Consider the following 14,774-nt stretch of genomic DNA (forward strand, 5'->3'; position numbering starts at 1 on the left):
TCAGCCAGAAGGCGTATGTGGTTTCCGACACGACGGTCAACTTCAATCTGAAGAGAGGCAGCGCATACTGCTTCAAGATGACGGTGGTCAACGGCAACGCCATGACGCCGAACTTCACGGTCGGCAACGGTGAAGTGCTGAAGACGCAGTTCGTGGCGAAGATCGGCAACGACTACTACTACAGAGTCTATGCGATCGGCACGCCGGGCCAGAGCACGGGCGTTTACACCACCCTGCCGGGCAATGCCCCAGTGAAACACTGTGCAGTAACGATTGCGTAGGAGCTTTCGTAGGACTTCCTACGTGGAGCACAAAACAAACCAATCGCGGTTTGCTTCCGTGGTTGCCGCCGTAGGCGCGAAAGACGCTGCGCGTCCGCGTAAGACGTTGAACGTCCCGTCAAGCATTGCACGGTGACGATTGGATAAATGCTTCTAAAGGACACTCCCTTGTGGAGCGAAACACGCCATAATCGCGGTTTACTTTCGTGGTTGCCGCCAGAGGCGTGTCCCGACTGGAGGTCCTTCCCTATAAGCAACGAGGGCCCAGTCCGGGAGTTTTCCCGAGGCTGGGCCCTTTTCTATATTCCATGCTTTTCTTTTTCAGATCGGATGCAGAACGATGGCTTCCTGTGTCTTTAGGCGTTTTTCCCCTTGTTCTTGTAGGACTTTCCCTGTGGAGCGGAAAGTAAACTCCTCGCAGTTTGCTTTCGTAGGGAACGCCGTAGGCGCGGAAGGCACTGTGTGCCCGCGTCCCGACCGGAGGTCCGCGAAAGACGCCGTGCGTCCCCTAATAAACAGCAAGGCCCTCACCCCGGGAGAATTTCTGGGGCGGGGGCCTTTTGTGTTTTTATTATATTTTACAGATTGGCTCGCTCAAAAGGTTAGGAATCGTATGCATTGAACAGCGTTTCTGGTTAGATAGTGAATCCCAAAATGCATAAAAAATTGTAAAAGAATCCAGGAAAACTGTAAATACTCGTGCGCGTTAGACTGCTATACTGATAGACGTAAAATTGGCATAAGGATGCCAAAATTTGAATAGGAGGAGTGAATTTTATGAAAAAAACTGGAAAGCTTTGGCGGCGGGTCTCGGCCTGCGTTCTGGCAGTATCCATGCTTTGTAGTATGGCAGTACCAGCTTCCGCCGAAGCGGAGTCCTCCCGACGTGGAAATGTTAATTATGTTTCCAATCAGGGAGAGTTGTTGGAAACCCCGCTGGTGCAGCTGCCTCTGGGAGCAGTAAAAGCGCGTGACTGGTTGGAGAACCAGCTTTTGCTGCAAAAGGACAATTTGACCGGCAATATGAAAAAATTCAACAATTACAACTATGAGACCAGTGAATGGCTCAACCACCAGAGCGGGGATAACTGGGAAAAAGGCACCTACTTCTTCCGCGGGTTGGTGGCATTGGCGTATGCGTTAGATGATGCCGAATTAAAAGAAGAGGCGCAGCAATGGGTGGAGGCGATTTTAAGCAGCCAGACGGAGTCAGGCGCTTTTGGCCCCACCAGCAGCCTGGGAAATTGGTGGTCCCGTATGCCTGCCCTGATGGGAATGCGCGATTATTATGAGGCTACCGTTCACCAAGGGAATCCGGATGAGCGGGTACTGCCTTTCTTTGAAAAATACTACCGTTATCAGGCAAAAGAACTTCCCAACCGGCCCCTCAGCGATTGGGGCGACGCCCGCGGGGGAGACAATCTCGAATGTGTTTTCTGGTTTTATAACCAGGTATATGATCCCGCAGACCCGGAAGCCAGCCAGTGGCTGCTCGATCTGGGAACGTTGCTCTATGAGCAAACCTGGGATTGGCAGGACAAATGCAACAATACGACAATACGCGAGCATGTAGTCAATACCACACAGGGAATCAAAGCGCCGCCGGTTTATTATCAGCTTAGCGGCGATGAGGCGGATAAAGTCGCCTATCGTAATGGTATTTTCAATTATAGTGTGGATCATGGCCGAATTGACAATCAGCCCAATGCCGATGAACGGGCTAGGGATAATCGTTCGACACGCGGCAATGAGACGTGCAGCGTGGTGGAAGGATTGTTGACAGCGGAAATATCGGAGCGTATCTTTGGAGACGTCTGGACGGCGGATCACATGGAACGCTTGGCATACAATTCGCTGCCCGCTTGCTTTACGCCGGACTTCAGTGGACAGTGCTATTATCAGCTGCAAAACCAGGTGATCTCCACAGTGGGATACCATGAGTTCGATTGTGACCACGGAGATGACATCGCTTATGGCGCTCCGGCCGGGTACGAATGCTGTTTCCCGAACTGCCACATGGGATGGCCAAAATTTGTCCAAAATATGTGGATGGCAACAGAGGACAATGGGCTTGCGCTGGTGGCCTACGGGCCAAACAGTGTGACCGCTAAGGTTGCAGACGGAAAAACGGCACAATTTGTGCAGGAAACGGATTACCCCTTTAAGGATGCAATCCACCTGACTTACAACGGGGAAACCGCGGAATTTGAACTAAAACTGCGCATTCCGGAATGGTGCGAAGCTCCGGAAGTTTCGGTCAATGGAGAGGAACAGGAAGGCGTTATTACCGGCGAATATTATACCATCAAACGCGACTGGCAAGCCGGTGATGAAGTCGACGTACGCCTGCCGAGCGAATTGGAGACCTCCACCTGGTACAACGATTCGGTTGCTGTGGAAAAAGGCCCCCTGATTTTCAGCCTCAAGATTGAAGAAGATTGGCGCACAGAAGACAGCAACGACGCCCGCGACATTCAGCAGGCACATCAGGAGCAGTCCCCTCTGCGTGAAATTTATCCGGCAAGCCGTTGGAACTATGGATTGATTGTCAACCGGGAAAATCCAGCGGAGAGCTTCGAGCTTGTGGAAGCAGAAGATGTGGCGCTTCAGCCCTTTAGTGTGGACAATGCGCCCGTTATCCTAAAAGGGAAAGGCCAGATCATCCCGTCTTGGACGTTGGACGGTAATATCGCCGGCCCGCAGCCCTTTGGCCCGACCCCATACGATGAAAGCTTGGTCGAGGATATCGAGCTGATTCCCTATGGATGCGGCCGCCTGCGTGTTACCCACTTCCCCAAAATCGGAGAACCTTCCGATACAATCATAAAGACAGCGGATGTGGATGCGAAGGAAGTTACAGTCCATGGAACTACTTATCAGGAATTTGACAATGTTGTGGTACCCGCAGCGCGCGACTATACCCTGGAAATTCGCGGCGAGGGAACGGGAAGCGTCATCATTAACGGAAAATATTCTCAGGAGATCGATCTTTCTTCCGGACCGGCGACCATTGAAAACCTGAAGGGATTGATCCCCGGAGACCTCCGTTTTGATGCCGGCCAATACAACAATATCCGTTTGGTGGATGCACGGGCCGATCAGATCGAAGTGATTCCGATTCGCCGGACAGTGGATACCATCAAGATTGTCCACACAAAGCGTTCGGACGATGTGGTGAAGGTCATTACAAACCTTGATCCCCAGGAGACGCCGTTCCGCGTGGAATATGGAACGCAGGAAGGGGTCTATACCAACACGGTCACTGGGTTTGAAACAGGGACGATCACACTTTCAGGCATTGATCCAGAAGAGACCTGTTTTGTACGGATTGCAGCCGTTATTAAGGGCGAAGAAGTTACAGCCGAATGCGCTGTTGAACCTGGTTCGGAGGATATTCTAAAGCCAAATCCCGATGTACCACAGGCCTCTTATACCGGATTTGGAACCGTCGAAGATACAGAACGCGATTGGCTTCTGTATGATCCGGAAGGTTTGGTAGAAATCCAGGAAACACCGGACAACCGCTCGCAAATTCATTTCGGAGTAGGCGAGCGCGTAAAAGCGGTTTTGGATCTGGAAGAAGCTTACGATTGGTCGGACTATGTTGCAGAAGCACAAGTTACCATTGATAAAAACGAATACCGGGATGTAGGGCTGATTTTCCGCGGAACAAAGTTCGGCAACAATGCGGATGAATATTATGGATACTACGCCGGTATCGGCAAAAATGGTATTGTGATAGGCTATGCTGACGGAGGCTGGAACCAGCTTGCTGGGATTCCGCGCGATTTCCAGGCAGGCCAGACTTACACCATTAAGGTAGTCGCCCGCGATGAGTACTTTGCAGTCTATGTAGACGACGAGCTGGTATACCGCTTCCATGATAGCCGTTATGCGGTTGGAACCGTTGGTTTCCGCTCTTGGAAAGAAGCCTTTACGGCGAATGGAGTCCAAGTCCGTCCGGTGACAGAAGAGGATTTGAAGGTCTTTGAAGGTTTTGTAAATGAGGATGATCAGCCTGATTCGGAATATCCACCTTATGTCGAAGCGAATTTCTCGGATGATTTTTCCGATGTAGACGCTTCTAATGCCGCTTGGACGAAGCATGGTGCAACTGACAAAATTCAGATTTCCGATGGATTGTTGCACTTTGGTTCAGACGGCGACGTCAAAGCAATGGCGGGAGACGATACATGGAGCGATTATGTTGTCAAGGCCGACATCACGTTGACACAGGATAACACACAAAATGCCGGTATTATTTTCCGCAGTACCAATGAAGGCGCTGGAGCCAATAATTTCCATGGATATTATTTTGGCATCGGACACAATTATTGGATTATGGGCTATGGCGATGGAAATTGGTATCAGTTGGCCAGAGAAGAAGGATTTGACTTTAAAGTGGGAGAACCCCACACGCTTCAGGTCATTGCATGGCATGATACCTTCCAATTCTACATCGATGGAGAATTGGTATACCGTTGGGCAGATGCAAATAGCCGCTATCAAACCGGCAAAATCGGTATGCGCAGTTATCAGCGCAGCTTTGATGTGGATAACGTCCTTGTGCGGCCTCTAAGTGCGGAAGAGCTGGAGGAAATGCAGAAACCCACTGTATTGGATGTAGATGTCACTTCCGCGTACAATACCCTGATGGCTTACTATCCGCTGAATTCCGGCGCAAACAGTTATAAAGTGCTATATGGAACCGAGCCAGGTGTTTACACCCATGAGGAAACCAATATTGCGCATCACCCAAGCCATGCGAAGGACAAAGTCGCTTTCACCGTTCCAGAGGCGGGGACCTATTATGTGAAGTTTGTTGCTCTCAAGGACAATACGGTGATTGCAAACTCGGAAGAATTGGAAATCACGACCGATTTCCGCGCGGATACCATGGAAGACCGCGAGAAACTAGTGGATGTTTTGGCACAGGCAAAGGCAGTTGACACATCCAACTTTACTGAAACCAGCCTGGCCCGTTTGGAGCGCGCCATTGCAGATGCGGAAGCACTCCCAGAAAATGCCAGCCAGATGGCAGTCTGCATTGCAAGGAGCATTCTTTATGCAGCCATGACCACGCCGAATTCCCCGGACTTCCCCAATGAGCCGGACGTGCCGAGCGAGCATACGCTGACCGTCACCTTCCCGAAGACGGTGGAACTGAGCATCGACGGCGAAAAGCAGACGATTGCAAACCTGCTGGGCAAGTATTCGGCCAACGTGATGGCGGACACCGAACTCAATCTGGCTTTTGCACCGAGCGTGGAAGGCCGCGAGATCGCAGGCATCACCGTGAATGGCGAAGCGGTGGCGGAAGAGAACTTTGACGTTACCGAGTATGTCTACAGCGCGGCTATGCCGAACGCGGACACCACAATTGAGCTTGGCTTCACGGTCGTTGACAAACAGAACCTGCGCGCGGCAATTGAGATTGCAGAGGGCAGGGCGGACGAGGCCGATGCAGCTGTTCCGTCCGTAAAGGAAAAGTACGAAGCGGCTTTGAAGGCGGCGAAGGACGTCGAAGCCAAGAAGACCGCAACGCAGGACGAGATCAACACCGCATGGAGCAACTTGATCGACGCACTGCATTATCTGAGCTTTGTCGCAGGCGATAAGAGCCAGCTGGAAATCCCGATGGAGATCGCAGAGTCCATCAACCGCGACCTGTTCACGCCGGACAGCCTGGCAGCGCTGGACGAAGCGTATGCAGCAGCTGCTGACCTGATGGACGACGAGGAAGTTCTGGAAGCGGACATCACCGCAGCAGTGGATGCGCTGTATGACGCGATTTACGGCTTGGTTTTCCGCGCAGACATCAGCGAATTGGAAGCACTGGTCACCAAGGGCGACAGCATTGTTGCAAATGCGGATCAGTACATCCAGAACGACGCATGGACGAGCTTTGAGACCATCCTGGCCGAAGCGAAGACCGTGCTGGACAACCCGAATGCGACGCAGGATGCTGTGGACACCGCAGTGAAAGACCTTACGGCAGCGATTTCCGCCCTGCGCCTGATCCCGGATAAGGATGCGCTGGAAGCATTGATCGGGGAAGCCGAGGCAATCAATACCAATAAGTACACGACGAAGAGCGTGGCAACGATGAAGGCCGCATTGAGCACGGCAAAGGCAGTTTTGAACGACGACCAGGCGACCGAAGAAGAGGTTGCGGATGCAGTCGAAGTGCTGGAGAACAGCATCGACGGCCTGGTCGAGAAGAGAACCTCCACGAGTTCGAAGGGCAGCACGTCTGCCAACATCGGCAACGCATACGGCGCAGCGGGCGTTGTATCTGCAAGCCAGAGCGTGGCAGCGAATGCGTATGTGGTTTCCGATACGACGGTGAACTTCACCTTGAAGAGAGGCAGCGCGTACTGCTTCAAGATGACGGTCGTGAACGGCAACGCCATGGCGCCGAGCTTCACGGCCGGCAACGGCGATGTGCTGAAGACGCAGTTCGTGGCGAAGGTTGGCAACGACTACTACTACAGAGTCTATGCCATCGGCACGCCGGGCCAGAGCACGGGCGTTTACACCACCCTGCCGGGTCAGAACGCTACAAAACACTGCACGGTAACGATTGGCTAAGTATTTCCTTAGGGCTTTCAATGTGGAGCAAAAAGCGAACTCCTCGCAGTTTGCTTTCGTAGGGAACGCCGTAGGCGCGAAAGACGCTGTGCGTCCGCCGTAGGCGCGAAAGGCACTGTGTGCCCGCTGTGCGTCCGATTGGATAATCGAAGATACTAGAATAAAGGGGAAAGGGCACTGCCTTTCCCTGAAAACGGCAAGGACCCAGTCCTCGGAACTCCGAGGCTGGGTCCTTGCTGTTTTTAGAAAAATTTTGGCTCAGGGAGCAGAATCATCTGCTTCATCGATAGGAATACGGACAAAGACTTTCCGATTTTCCATAGGATTTCTTGCTACGATGAAGTGTTCATAGCATTTCTTTCAGTTGTTCCAGTTGCTCTACCGGCGCCAGACAAGCCCCATTTCGGCATAGATAATACATCACACCGTTTGCCGGGATAGGATAATTCGCGGTATATGGAGCAATTTTTTCCAAGGCCGGTGCATTATTTGTGTTTTTCACCAAGATATGGATAGGTTGCTTTCGAAGAAACGGTTGGGCCTCGGACGGGACAGAACCAACGGTAGAACATAAGAGGCTCTTTGGCGGATCTAAGGCCTCTTCCAACGCCAAAAGTGCAAAACAATGCGCCATGGAAAAATCGGCAATATTCCCTGCGAGAAAACGAAGCTGAAGATCCGCATACGTGCGCCAATCTGGTTCATTCGTCAGCGCAGCCAGACGAACCAGCACAAGCGTTGCCACCGCGTTGCCGGAAGGAAGCGCACCGTCATAGAATTCCTTGGGGCGGGTCAGCAGTTGTTCTGCATCCGATGCATAAAAGTAAAAACCACCGTGTTGGTTGTCGAAAAAGGAATGAACCATCGTTGTGGCAAGCGTAACCGCTTCGTCAAAATAGGAAAAATCAAAGGTTGTATGGTACAATTCAAGCAATGCCCAGGCGTAATAGGCATAATCATCCAATTGCCCTGGATAGGCCGCTTCTCCTGCCCGCCAGCGCACCAGAAGGCGGCTGTCGGCCGTGCGCAGATGCCTTTGCAGAAATGCGTGCGCTTGTTGCGCAGCTTCTAAATAGCGGACGTCATCCAAAACAGTATAAGCCTTCGTGAAGGCTACAATCGCCAGAGCATTCCAAGAGGTCAAAATCTTATCGTCCAGATGCAATTCCAGGCGGGAGAGGCGGTACTGGTAGACGGTTTTGCAAAGGCTTTCTATCTCTGCGGGCGGCTCCGTGTAAAGCGGATGATCCAAGAGATTGGGAAGATTCTGTCCTTCAAAGTTTCCACGGGGTGTGATCCCGAAATACGCACAGAAAGCAGCGCTATCCTTGGGGCCAAGTAGATGCTCGATTTCCTGCGGCGTGAATCCGTAATATGCCCCTTCCTTTCCGTCACTGTCCGCATCCTGCCCGCAGTAGAACCCTCCCTCCGGGGAGGTCAATTCCCGCAAGAGATATTGGAGCGTCTGCTCTGCCATCGTACGGAAAAAGGAGCGGCTGGTCATTTGAAATGCCTCCAGCGTGGTATAGGCGAGAAGCGCGTTGTCATAGAGCATCTTTTCGAAATGCGGAATGAGCCAACGACGGTCCGTGGAATAGCGGGAACAGCCGCCTCCGATATGGTCAAAGAGGCCGCCGCGATACATGTGGCCGAGCGTTTGGAGAGCCATTTCTTGCACTTTGCGATTTTTTGTCCGCGCCGCATACCGAAGCAAAAAGAGCAAATTGTGGCACATCGGAAATTTGGGCGCGGCCCCGAATCCTCCATAGTGGGGGTCGAAACGATCCTGTAATTGGCGAACCGCCCGGTCGGATAAAGACAAACTTGGCTCGGCTGCCCTGTGAAACTGCGCGGAGCGTTCTTGGAGTTCCGCGGCGATTTGCTCGCTGGAATGTAAAAGCATCTCCGGTTGTTCACGCCAGAGCTTAGAAACCTCTTGCAGCAGCTCTATAAGCCCCGCTGTTCCATATTGGGCATGTTTAGGGAGGTACGTTCCAGCGAAAAAGGGCTTTTGTGCAGGTGTCATCAAAATCGTGAGGGGCCAACCACCGGAACCGGTAAGCGACTGGCAAACCTCCATGTAGACCGTGTCGATGTCGGGGCGCTCCTCACGGTCTACTTTGATGGAGATAAACTGTTGATTTAGCAGATCGGCAACCTCTTCATCCTCAAAGGATTCATGTTCCATCACATGGCACCAATGACAGGTGGAATAGCCGATGCTCAAAAAGATGGGCAGGTTGTTTTGCTTTGCTACACGGAACGCCTCCGGCCCCCAGGGATACCAATCCACCGGGTTGTGGGCATGCTGCAAAAGATAGGGCGATTTTTCATGGATCAGATGATTTTCATGCATGGGGAAGATCCTCCTGTGCGGGATTATCCAGAAGATTGCCTTTATAATCGAACCGGGAGCCATGGCAAGGGCAGTCCCAGCTTTTTTCGTCCGAATTCCATTCCAATTGGCAACCCAGATGCGGGCATTGCACAGACACGACGAAAATCTCCCCGTGTTCGTCTTTATATACGCCCGCTTTTTTGCCGTCGTATTCTACAATTCCGCCGTGTCCTGGCGAGAGGGCGTCCAGCTCCGCGCGCGGTGGATTGAAGAAGGTACGCGACAACCCGGCGGTTGCATGCGCTGTTTCCTCGATCAGCATTTTGGCAGATGCAGAGGGCTTGAACCGCTGTGGAGAGAAGACTTCGGCGTCCGGATGGTTTCGTCCCATGATTTGGCTGGTCAAAATCTGTGCCGCCACCATGGAGGAAGTCATTCCCCATTTTTGGAACCCTGTGGCGACATACCAATGGGGCGTTGAGGAGGAGAACGGGCCGATGTAGGGAACGCCATCCAAGGTCATGCAATCCTGTGCAGACCAGGCGGCAATTTCACGGCTTTCCGGCCAATAGCGCTGTGCCAGCCGGCGCAGACGGGCATATCGCCCGCCTGCGGCATTTTCTCCGGTGCGGTGGCTTCCCCCGCCGAGAAGGAGTACATTTTCATCCGGCCGGAAGGAAAGCCCGTTCTCGTCGATACCAAGATACATTCCTTCCATCTTAGCGGTATTTTCCAATGCCAGCACATAGCTGCGCTCCTGATGCATGCGCATAAAATAATATCCCGGCATGTTAAGAAAGGGGTAATGGCAGGCAAAAACAATCGTTTCGGCCATCACCACCCCATGCGGCGTCAAAAGGCGATGCTCTTCTACCGATTGGACGGGCGTATGCTCGTAAATTTCCAAATGGGAAGCGATTACCCGCAAAAAGTGCAGGGGGTGGAAACGCGCCTGTCCGTCAAAGCGGACCGCAGCGCGGACCGAAAAAGGGAGTTCGGTACGCCTAGTAAAGTTTGCCTCGATGCCCAGCCTTCTGGCCACTTGTGCCTCCCGGACGAGGGGTTCCTCTTCCAGGGTGGAATACAAATAGGCAGGACATTGGGTGAATGCACAGTCAATGTCCAGTTCCGCGATCAGAGTGCGGTAGTGTTCCAATGCCTTTTGATTGGCGTGTGCGTACTGCTGAGCCAATTCTTCGCCAAATTGTTCGACTAGGCGGGCATAGAGCAAACCATGTTGGGAGGTGATTTTGGCGGTAGTATTTTTGGTTTGCCCGCTTCCTATCCGCTCGGCTTCCAGGACCACCGGGTGAAGCCCTGCTTTTGCGAGAAAGTAGGCAATTAAAATGCCCGCCATTCCCCCGCCGATTACCGCGACATCTGCACGGAGCTCTCCGCGCAGTGGGGGATAAGCGGGCATATCCGTTGTTTTACTCCAAAGCGACTCCATCAAGAACGAAACGCCTCCCTTCCATCCTTTTGGGAAAAGAGAGGAAAGAAATCTGTTTGATACATAAAAAACCGCCCTTCCATAAAGAAGTGATACTTCTAGTCTTTGAAAGGGCGGAAAAAATATACAGTGGATTGGAAGGGTCAGGTGGCAATCTGGACGGAAGGCCCCTCGACAGAGACGTCTTCCTCTGCGCGCAGCTTGACGGAGGAGGCGTATTCCGTCGGGGTCATTCCTGTGATGGCCTTAAACCGGCGGGAAAAATAATGGATGGTGGAGAACCCAAGCGCGTGTGCAATCTCTGTGAAGTTTTGCCCGCCCTGGCGGATCAGCCGTTTGGCGGCCTCAATCTTGAGCCGGCAAAAGTATTCCATCACCCCGCCTCCCGTTTTGGCGCGAAACATTTTTTGCAGGTTCGAGCGGCCGATCAAATTGTCCTGGCATACATCATCCAATGTGAGGCTGCGGTGAACATTGTTCTCCAAATACGTGATGATTTTGGTGAAGGTGTCCTGGTTGGCCTTTTCGCGGATGGAGGAACTAATTTTTAAATTTGCATCGACGATATTCCCTTTTCGAATCAGGTCGATCAGCATTTGTTCCAGGCTGATTCGAATCAGTTGTTCCGCCCCAAAGGGAGCGTTTTCGCGCCGCTCTAAGGGTTGCGAAGGCGGAGCGTCCAAAGGAGTCGCGTATGCATTGCGCGCCTCGCGGATCATGGCCGCCAAGAGCAGGCTTTCCGAATCGCTCACACGAAGAATTTTGTGCTCGAAGAAACGCATGGCGGGGGAATGGCAACAAAAATTAACCAGAATTAAGTTGGGTGTATGCGCTCCCCGGACCGATATGCTGTGGACCTCCTCCGGTTTATGGAAGATAATATCCCCCTTCCGAAGAAGATAGATGGCATGTTCCGTAGACACTTCAACTTGCCCATTGTCCACATAAAGAAACTCCCAGCAGTCATGTGCAACTTTTGGGGAAGAGAAGTCCTGTGTAAATTCATAATAATGTACAGAAATTAAATAATCGAGTGCGATTCCTTGATTGACCAGCGGGCTAAAAACATCCATGTCCTCACCACATTTCTTTTGCTTGGTTTCGTTCCCTTAAAGCCGTTTAAGGATATGATCGATAGAAACATTTTACACTAAAATTTTAAAATTTTCAATAGATTACTATGTAAAATATACATTGAAAAAGGAGGCTTGCAGAGAAATTTTGTCATTAACACGACATAACAAAAGCACCATCGAATGTGCAGACAGCGAATCCGATGGTGCTTCCATTGAGCGAATCTATGCTTATTCCAAAAATCCTTCCACGATGCGTGTTTCGGCTTCCTTTTCCGTCAAACCGAGCGTCATGAGTTTGATCAACTGCTCGCCGGCAATCTTGCCGATTGCCGCTTCATGGATCAGGGCAGCATCCACGCAATTGGCGCTGATTTCCGGAATCGCGCTCACACAACCGTTGTCCATGATGATGGCGTCGCATTCCGAATGCCCGGCGCACTTGGCGTTGCCGTTCACCTTGGAGAGGAAGAGCTGTTTCGAATCGTCGCGCGCAACCGAACGCGAGACGAGATGCGCGCTGGAATCCGTCCCATTCAGATCAACCTCAAAGCTTGTCTCCGCATACTGCTTGCCGTGCGTCATGATTTTTTCCTTAATGACCAACTTTGCGCGATCCTGCAAAATGGCCTTCGAGAAGCGCTTGGTGGAATCCACACCCTTGATTTGGGTGGTTTCCATCTCCATATAGCTGTCTTCCGCCGCTTCGATATATGTCTGCGGGTTGATGATGCGTTCACCCGTACCCTCGCCCATGCCGATATGTTTCTCCACATAGACGACCCGTGCATTTTTTTCGAGGAAAAAGCGGTGGATGCCGTTGTGCTCCGCACCGTCGCAGCCGTCGGAATTGACGCCGCAGCCGGCGACGATTGTCACATCGGCATTTTCTCCGATGTAAAAATCATTGTAGACCAAGTCCTTGACACCGCTGTGCGTGACCAGCGCGGGGATGTAGATCTTTTCGCCTTTGGTGTTGTTCTTGACGATGATATCGATGCCAGGGCGGTCCGTCTTGGATTCGATGCGGACGTTTTCTGTATTTTGCCGTCCGGCACATTCCGAATCTTCGCGGATATTAAAAGCCGATTTCGTCGGTTCGCCCTTCCAATCGGCGACCAATTCCAATAACTTTTTTGCAATGTTGTCCATCATACACCCTCCTCTCGCGGGCAGAAATGGCAGGTATCTGTTCCGCCCAGCAGCTTGGGCAGCACTTCCTCGCGCGTCCCCTGCGTCAAGACTTTTCCGTTGGAAAGCACCACGATTTCGTCGGCAATTTCCATGATGCGCTCCTGATGGGAAATGATGATGATCGACGAACCGTGGATGCCGTCGTGCAGCTTACGGAATACCTGAATCAAATTTTGGAAGCTCCACAGGTCGATGCCGGCCTCCGGCTCGTCAAAAATAGAGAGCTTTGTCCCGCGCGCCATGACCATGGCGATCTCGATGCGCTTGATTTCGCCGCCGGAAAGGCTTGCGTTGACCTCACGGTCCACATAGTCGCGCGCGCAAAGGCCGACTTCCGAGAGATATTCGCACACCCCGGAGGTGGTCAATTCCCGGCCGGCAGCCAGCGTGATGAGGTCGCGCACCTTGATACCCTTGAAGCGGACCGGCTGCTGAAATGCATAGCTGATCCCCATACGCGCACGATCTGTGATGCTGGCGTTGGTAATATCCTGGCCGTCAAAGAGAATCTGGCCGGACGTCGGCTTGAAAATGCCGGCGACGATCTTTGCCAATGTGGACTTTCCGCCGCCGTTTGGCCCAGTGATCACGACGAATTTTCCACTCTCCACATTGAGGGAAACGTCGTTTAAAATGTCCTTGCTATCGGCAAGGTTGAGAGATATATTTTTTAATTCCAGCATAAAAATTCCTCCAAAGGGACCGCCGGAAAGGGGCGTACCCTTTTATTGTAGATAAATTTACTCCAATTTATCTCTATTATACCAATGCCATGCAGAAAAGGCAATGCATCTACGCAATTTGTTTGCGGTAGCGCACGATGGTGACCGGTTTCCCCAGCGTCAACTCTTGGCGGCCTTCGTCCGGAAGGAAACCGTAGTGGGCGTAGAAAGCGCGCGCCGGTTGATTTTCTTCCAGTACCCAGAGGATTGCCTCCCGGCAGCCGAGCGCCTTTAGTTTCTCCAAGGCCCAATCCATCAACGCGCGGCCAAATCCCTGCCCTTGAAATGGAGGGAGAAGATACAGGCCCTTCACATCCCCAACGTTGGCATCCTCTGTGGGGCAGAAGGCCAACATGCCAGCGGGGACGCCGTCCACATAAACGATGTAAAATTGCTCATTGGAACGATTTTCCCAGGATTTGCGCAGAGCGGCGGTCCTCTTTTCCGGCGTGTATTCCTGCTCGAGAAAATCATCCGGCAATATCCCGCGATACACAGAACGCCAGGACAACGCATGCAGGCGGCCATATTCCTCCAGGAGTGTTTCATCCAGCGGGCGGAGCTCCAAACGCTGCGCGATACTTTGGCGCGCGACCGTGCGCAGCGTATCCCCTGTGAGACGGTAGGTTGTCCATTCGCTCATGGGCACCGCTCCCATAGACCGGTAAAAATCGATGCTCGGCTGGTTCCAGTCGAGGCAGCTCCATTCCAGCCGCCCGCAGCCACGTGCAACGGTGATGGCCGCGAGGCGCTCCAACAGGGCTTTGCCATAGCCATTTCCGCGCTTTTCCGGCAGGACAAACAGGTCCTCCAAATAGATGCCCGCGCGCCCCAAGAAGGTGGAAAAATTGTGGAAAAAGAGGGCCATGCCGACCGGAAACCCTTGTTCCTCGCCGATCAGAACCTCGGCCTTTTTCTTCTCAAAAATCCATTCCCGCAGCAGGGCGTCGTCCGCGATTACCTGGTCGGACATGTGCTCGTAATCTGCCAGGGCGTGAATAAATCCTAAGATGGCGGAAATATCCGCTTCTTGTGCAAAGCGGATGTGAAACGAGTTTTGTGCAGGGGTTGGCTTGTCCATCGTTTATTTCCTTCCTTTGTGCAAATGCCCGGCATCCCCGGCGG

Annotated in this window: 8 protein-coding genes; 2 read left to right on the plus strand and 6 right to left on the minus strand. The window is 52.4% G+C overall.

The window, feature by feature from the left end; translation table 11 throughout:
• Together I2G69_RS06980 and I2G69_RS06985 are read left to right on the plus strand one after the other, a co-directional pair.
• Window positions 1-281: hypothetical protein (locus tag I2G69_RS06980; RefSeq protein ID WP_195560497.1), on the plus strand; the 281-nt coding region annotated here is incomplete at its 5' end.
• 777 nt (window positions 282-1,058) lie between these two features.
• Window positions 1,059-6,872 (plus strand): family 16 glycoside hydrolase, encoded by a 5,814-nt coding sequence (locus tag I2G69_RS06985; protein ID WP_195560498.1) that lies wholly within the window; start codon window positions 1,059-1,061, stop codon window positions 6,870-6,872.
• 346 nt (window positions 6,873-7,218) lie between these two features.
• Here I2G69_RS06985 and I2G69_RS06990 read toward each other — a convergent pair whose 3' ends face one another.
• From I2G69_RS06990 to I2G69_RS14520, 6 genes are all read right to left on the minus strand, one after another.
• A complete protein-coding gene (locus tag I2G69_RS06990) occupies window positions 7,219-9,228 on the minus strand; it encodes a thioredoxin domain-containing protein (protein ID WP_191395636.1) in 2,010 nt (669 codons plus the stop codon).
• Window positions 9,221-10,660: an FAD-dependent oxidoreductase gene (locus tag I2G69_RS06995; RefSeq protein WP_191448736.1), complete on the minus strand. Its 1,440-nt coding sequence runs from the start codon at window positions 10,658-10,660 to the stop codon at window positions 9,221-9,223. The genes I2G69_RS06990 and I2G69_RS06995 overlap by 8 nt, the downstream gene beginning before the upstream one ends.
• Before the next feature lie 143 nt (window positions 10,661-10,803).
• Window positions 10,804-11,733 (minus strand): helix-turn-helix transcriptional regulator, encoded by a 930-nt coding sequence (locus I2G69_RS07000; RefSeq protein ID WP_191362447.1) that lies wholly within the window; start codon window positions 11,731-11,733, stop codon window positions 10,804-10,806.
• Window positions 11,734-11,964: 231 nt separating this feature from the next.
• On the minus strand, window positions 11,965-12,888 hold the full coding sequence (locus I2G69_RS07005; RefSeq protein ID WP_243254901.1) for a SufB/SufD family protein: 924 nt from the start codon (window positions 12,886-12,888) through the stop codon (window positions 11,965-11,967).
• A complete protein-coding gene (locus I2G69_RS07010; protein WP_087235278.1) occupies window positions 12,885-13,610 on the minus strand; it encodes an ABC transporter ATP-binding protein in 726 nt (241 codons plus the stop codon). The genes I2G69_RS07005 and I2G69_RS07010 overlap by 4 nt, the downstream gene beginning before the upstream one ends.
• A gap of 109 nt (window positions 13,611-13,719) precedes the next feature.
• Window positions 13,720-14,730 carry a GNAT family N-acetyltransferase gene (locus tag I2G69_RS14520; protein WP_195560499.1) on the minus strand — a complete coding sequence of 337 codons (1,011 nt, stop codon included), beginning with the start codon at window positions 14,728-14,730 and terminating at the stop codon, window positions 13,720-13,722.
• Between the last annotated feature and the right edge of the window lie 44 nt (window positions 14,731-14,774).

Source organism: Anaeromassilibacillus sp. D41t1_190614_C2, assembly GCF_015558525.1.
Lineage (GTDB): Bacteria > Bacillota > Clostridia > Oscillospirales > Acutalibacteraceae > Anaeromassilibacillus > Anaeromassilibacillus stercoravium.

What these genes read in the sequence shown, in the direction of transcription:
- I2G69_RS06985 (WP_195560498.1), top strand. Translation starts at nt 1,059, where the DNA reads ATGAAAAAAACTGGAAAGCTTTGGCGGCGGGTCTCGGCCTGCGTTCTG.
- I2G69_RS06990 (WP_191395636.1), bottom strand. Translation starts at nt 9,228, where the DNA reads ATGCATGAAAATCATCTGATCCATGAAAAATCGCCCTATCTTTTGCAG.
- I2G69_RS06995 (WP_191448736.1), bottom strand. Translation starts at nt 10,660, where the DNA reads ATGGAGTCGCTTTGGAGTAAAACAACGGATATGCCCGCTTATCCCCCA.
- I2G69_RS07000 (WP_191362447.1), bottom strand. Translation starts at nt 11,733, where the DNA reads ATGGATGTTTTTAGCCCGCTGGTCAATCAAGGAATCGCACTCGATTAT.
- I2G69_RS07005 (WP_243254901.1), bottom strand. Translation starts at nt 12,888, where the DNA reads ATGATGGACAACATTGCAAAAAAGTTATTGGAATTGGTCGCCGATTGG.
- I2G69_RS07010 (WP_087235278.1), bottom strand. Translation starts at nt 13,610, where the DNA reads ATGCTGGAATTAAAAAATATATCTCTCAACCTTGCCGATAGCAAGGAC.
- I2G69_RS14520 (WP_195560499.1), bottom strand. Translation starts at nt 14,730, where the DNA reads ATGGACAAGCCAACCCCTGCACAAAACTCGTTTCACATCCGCTTTGCA.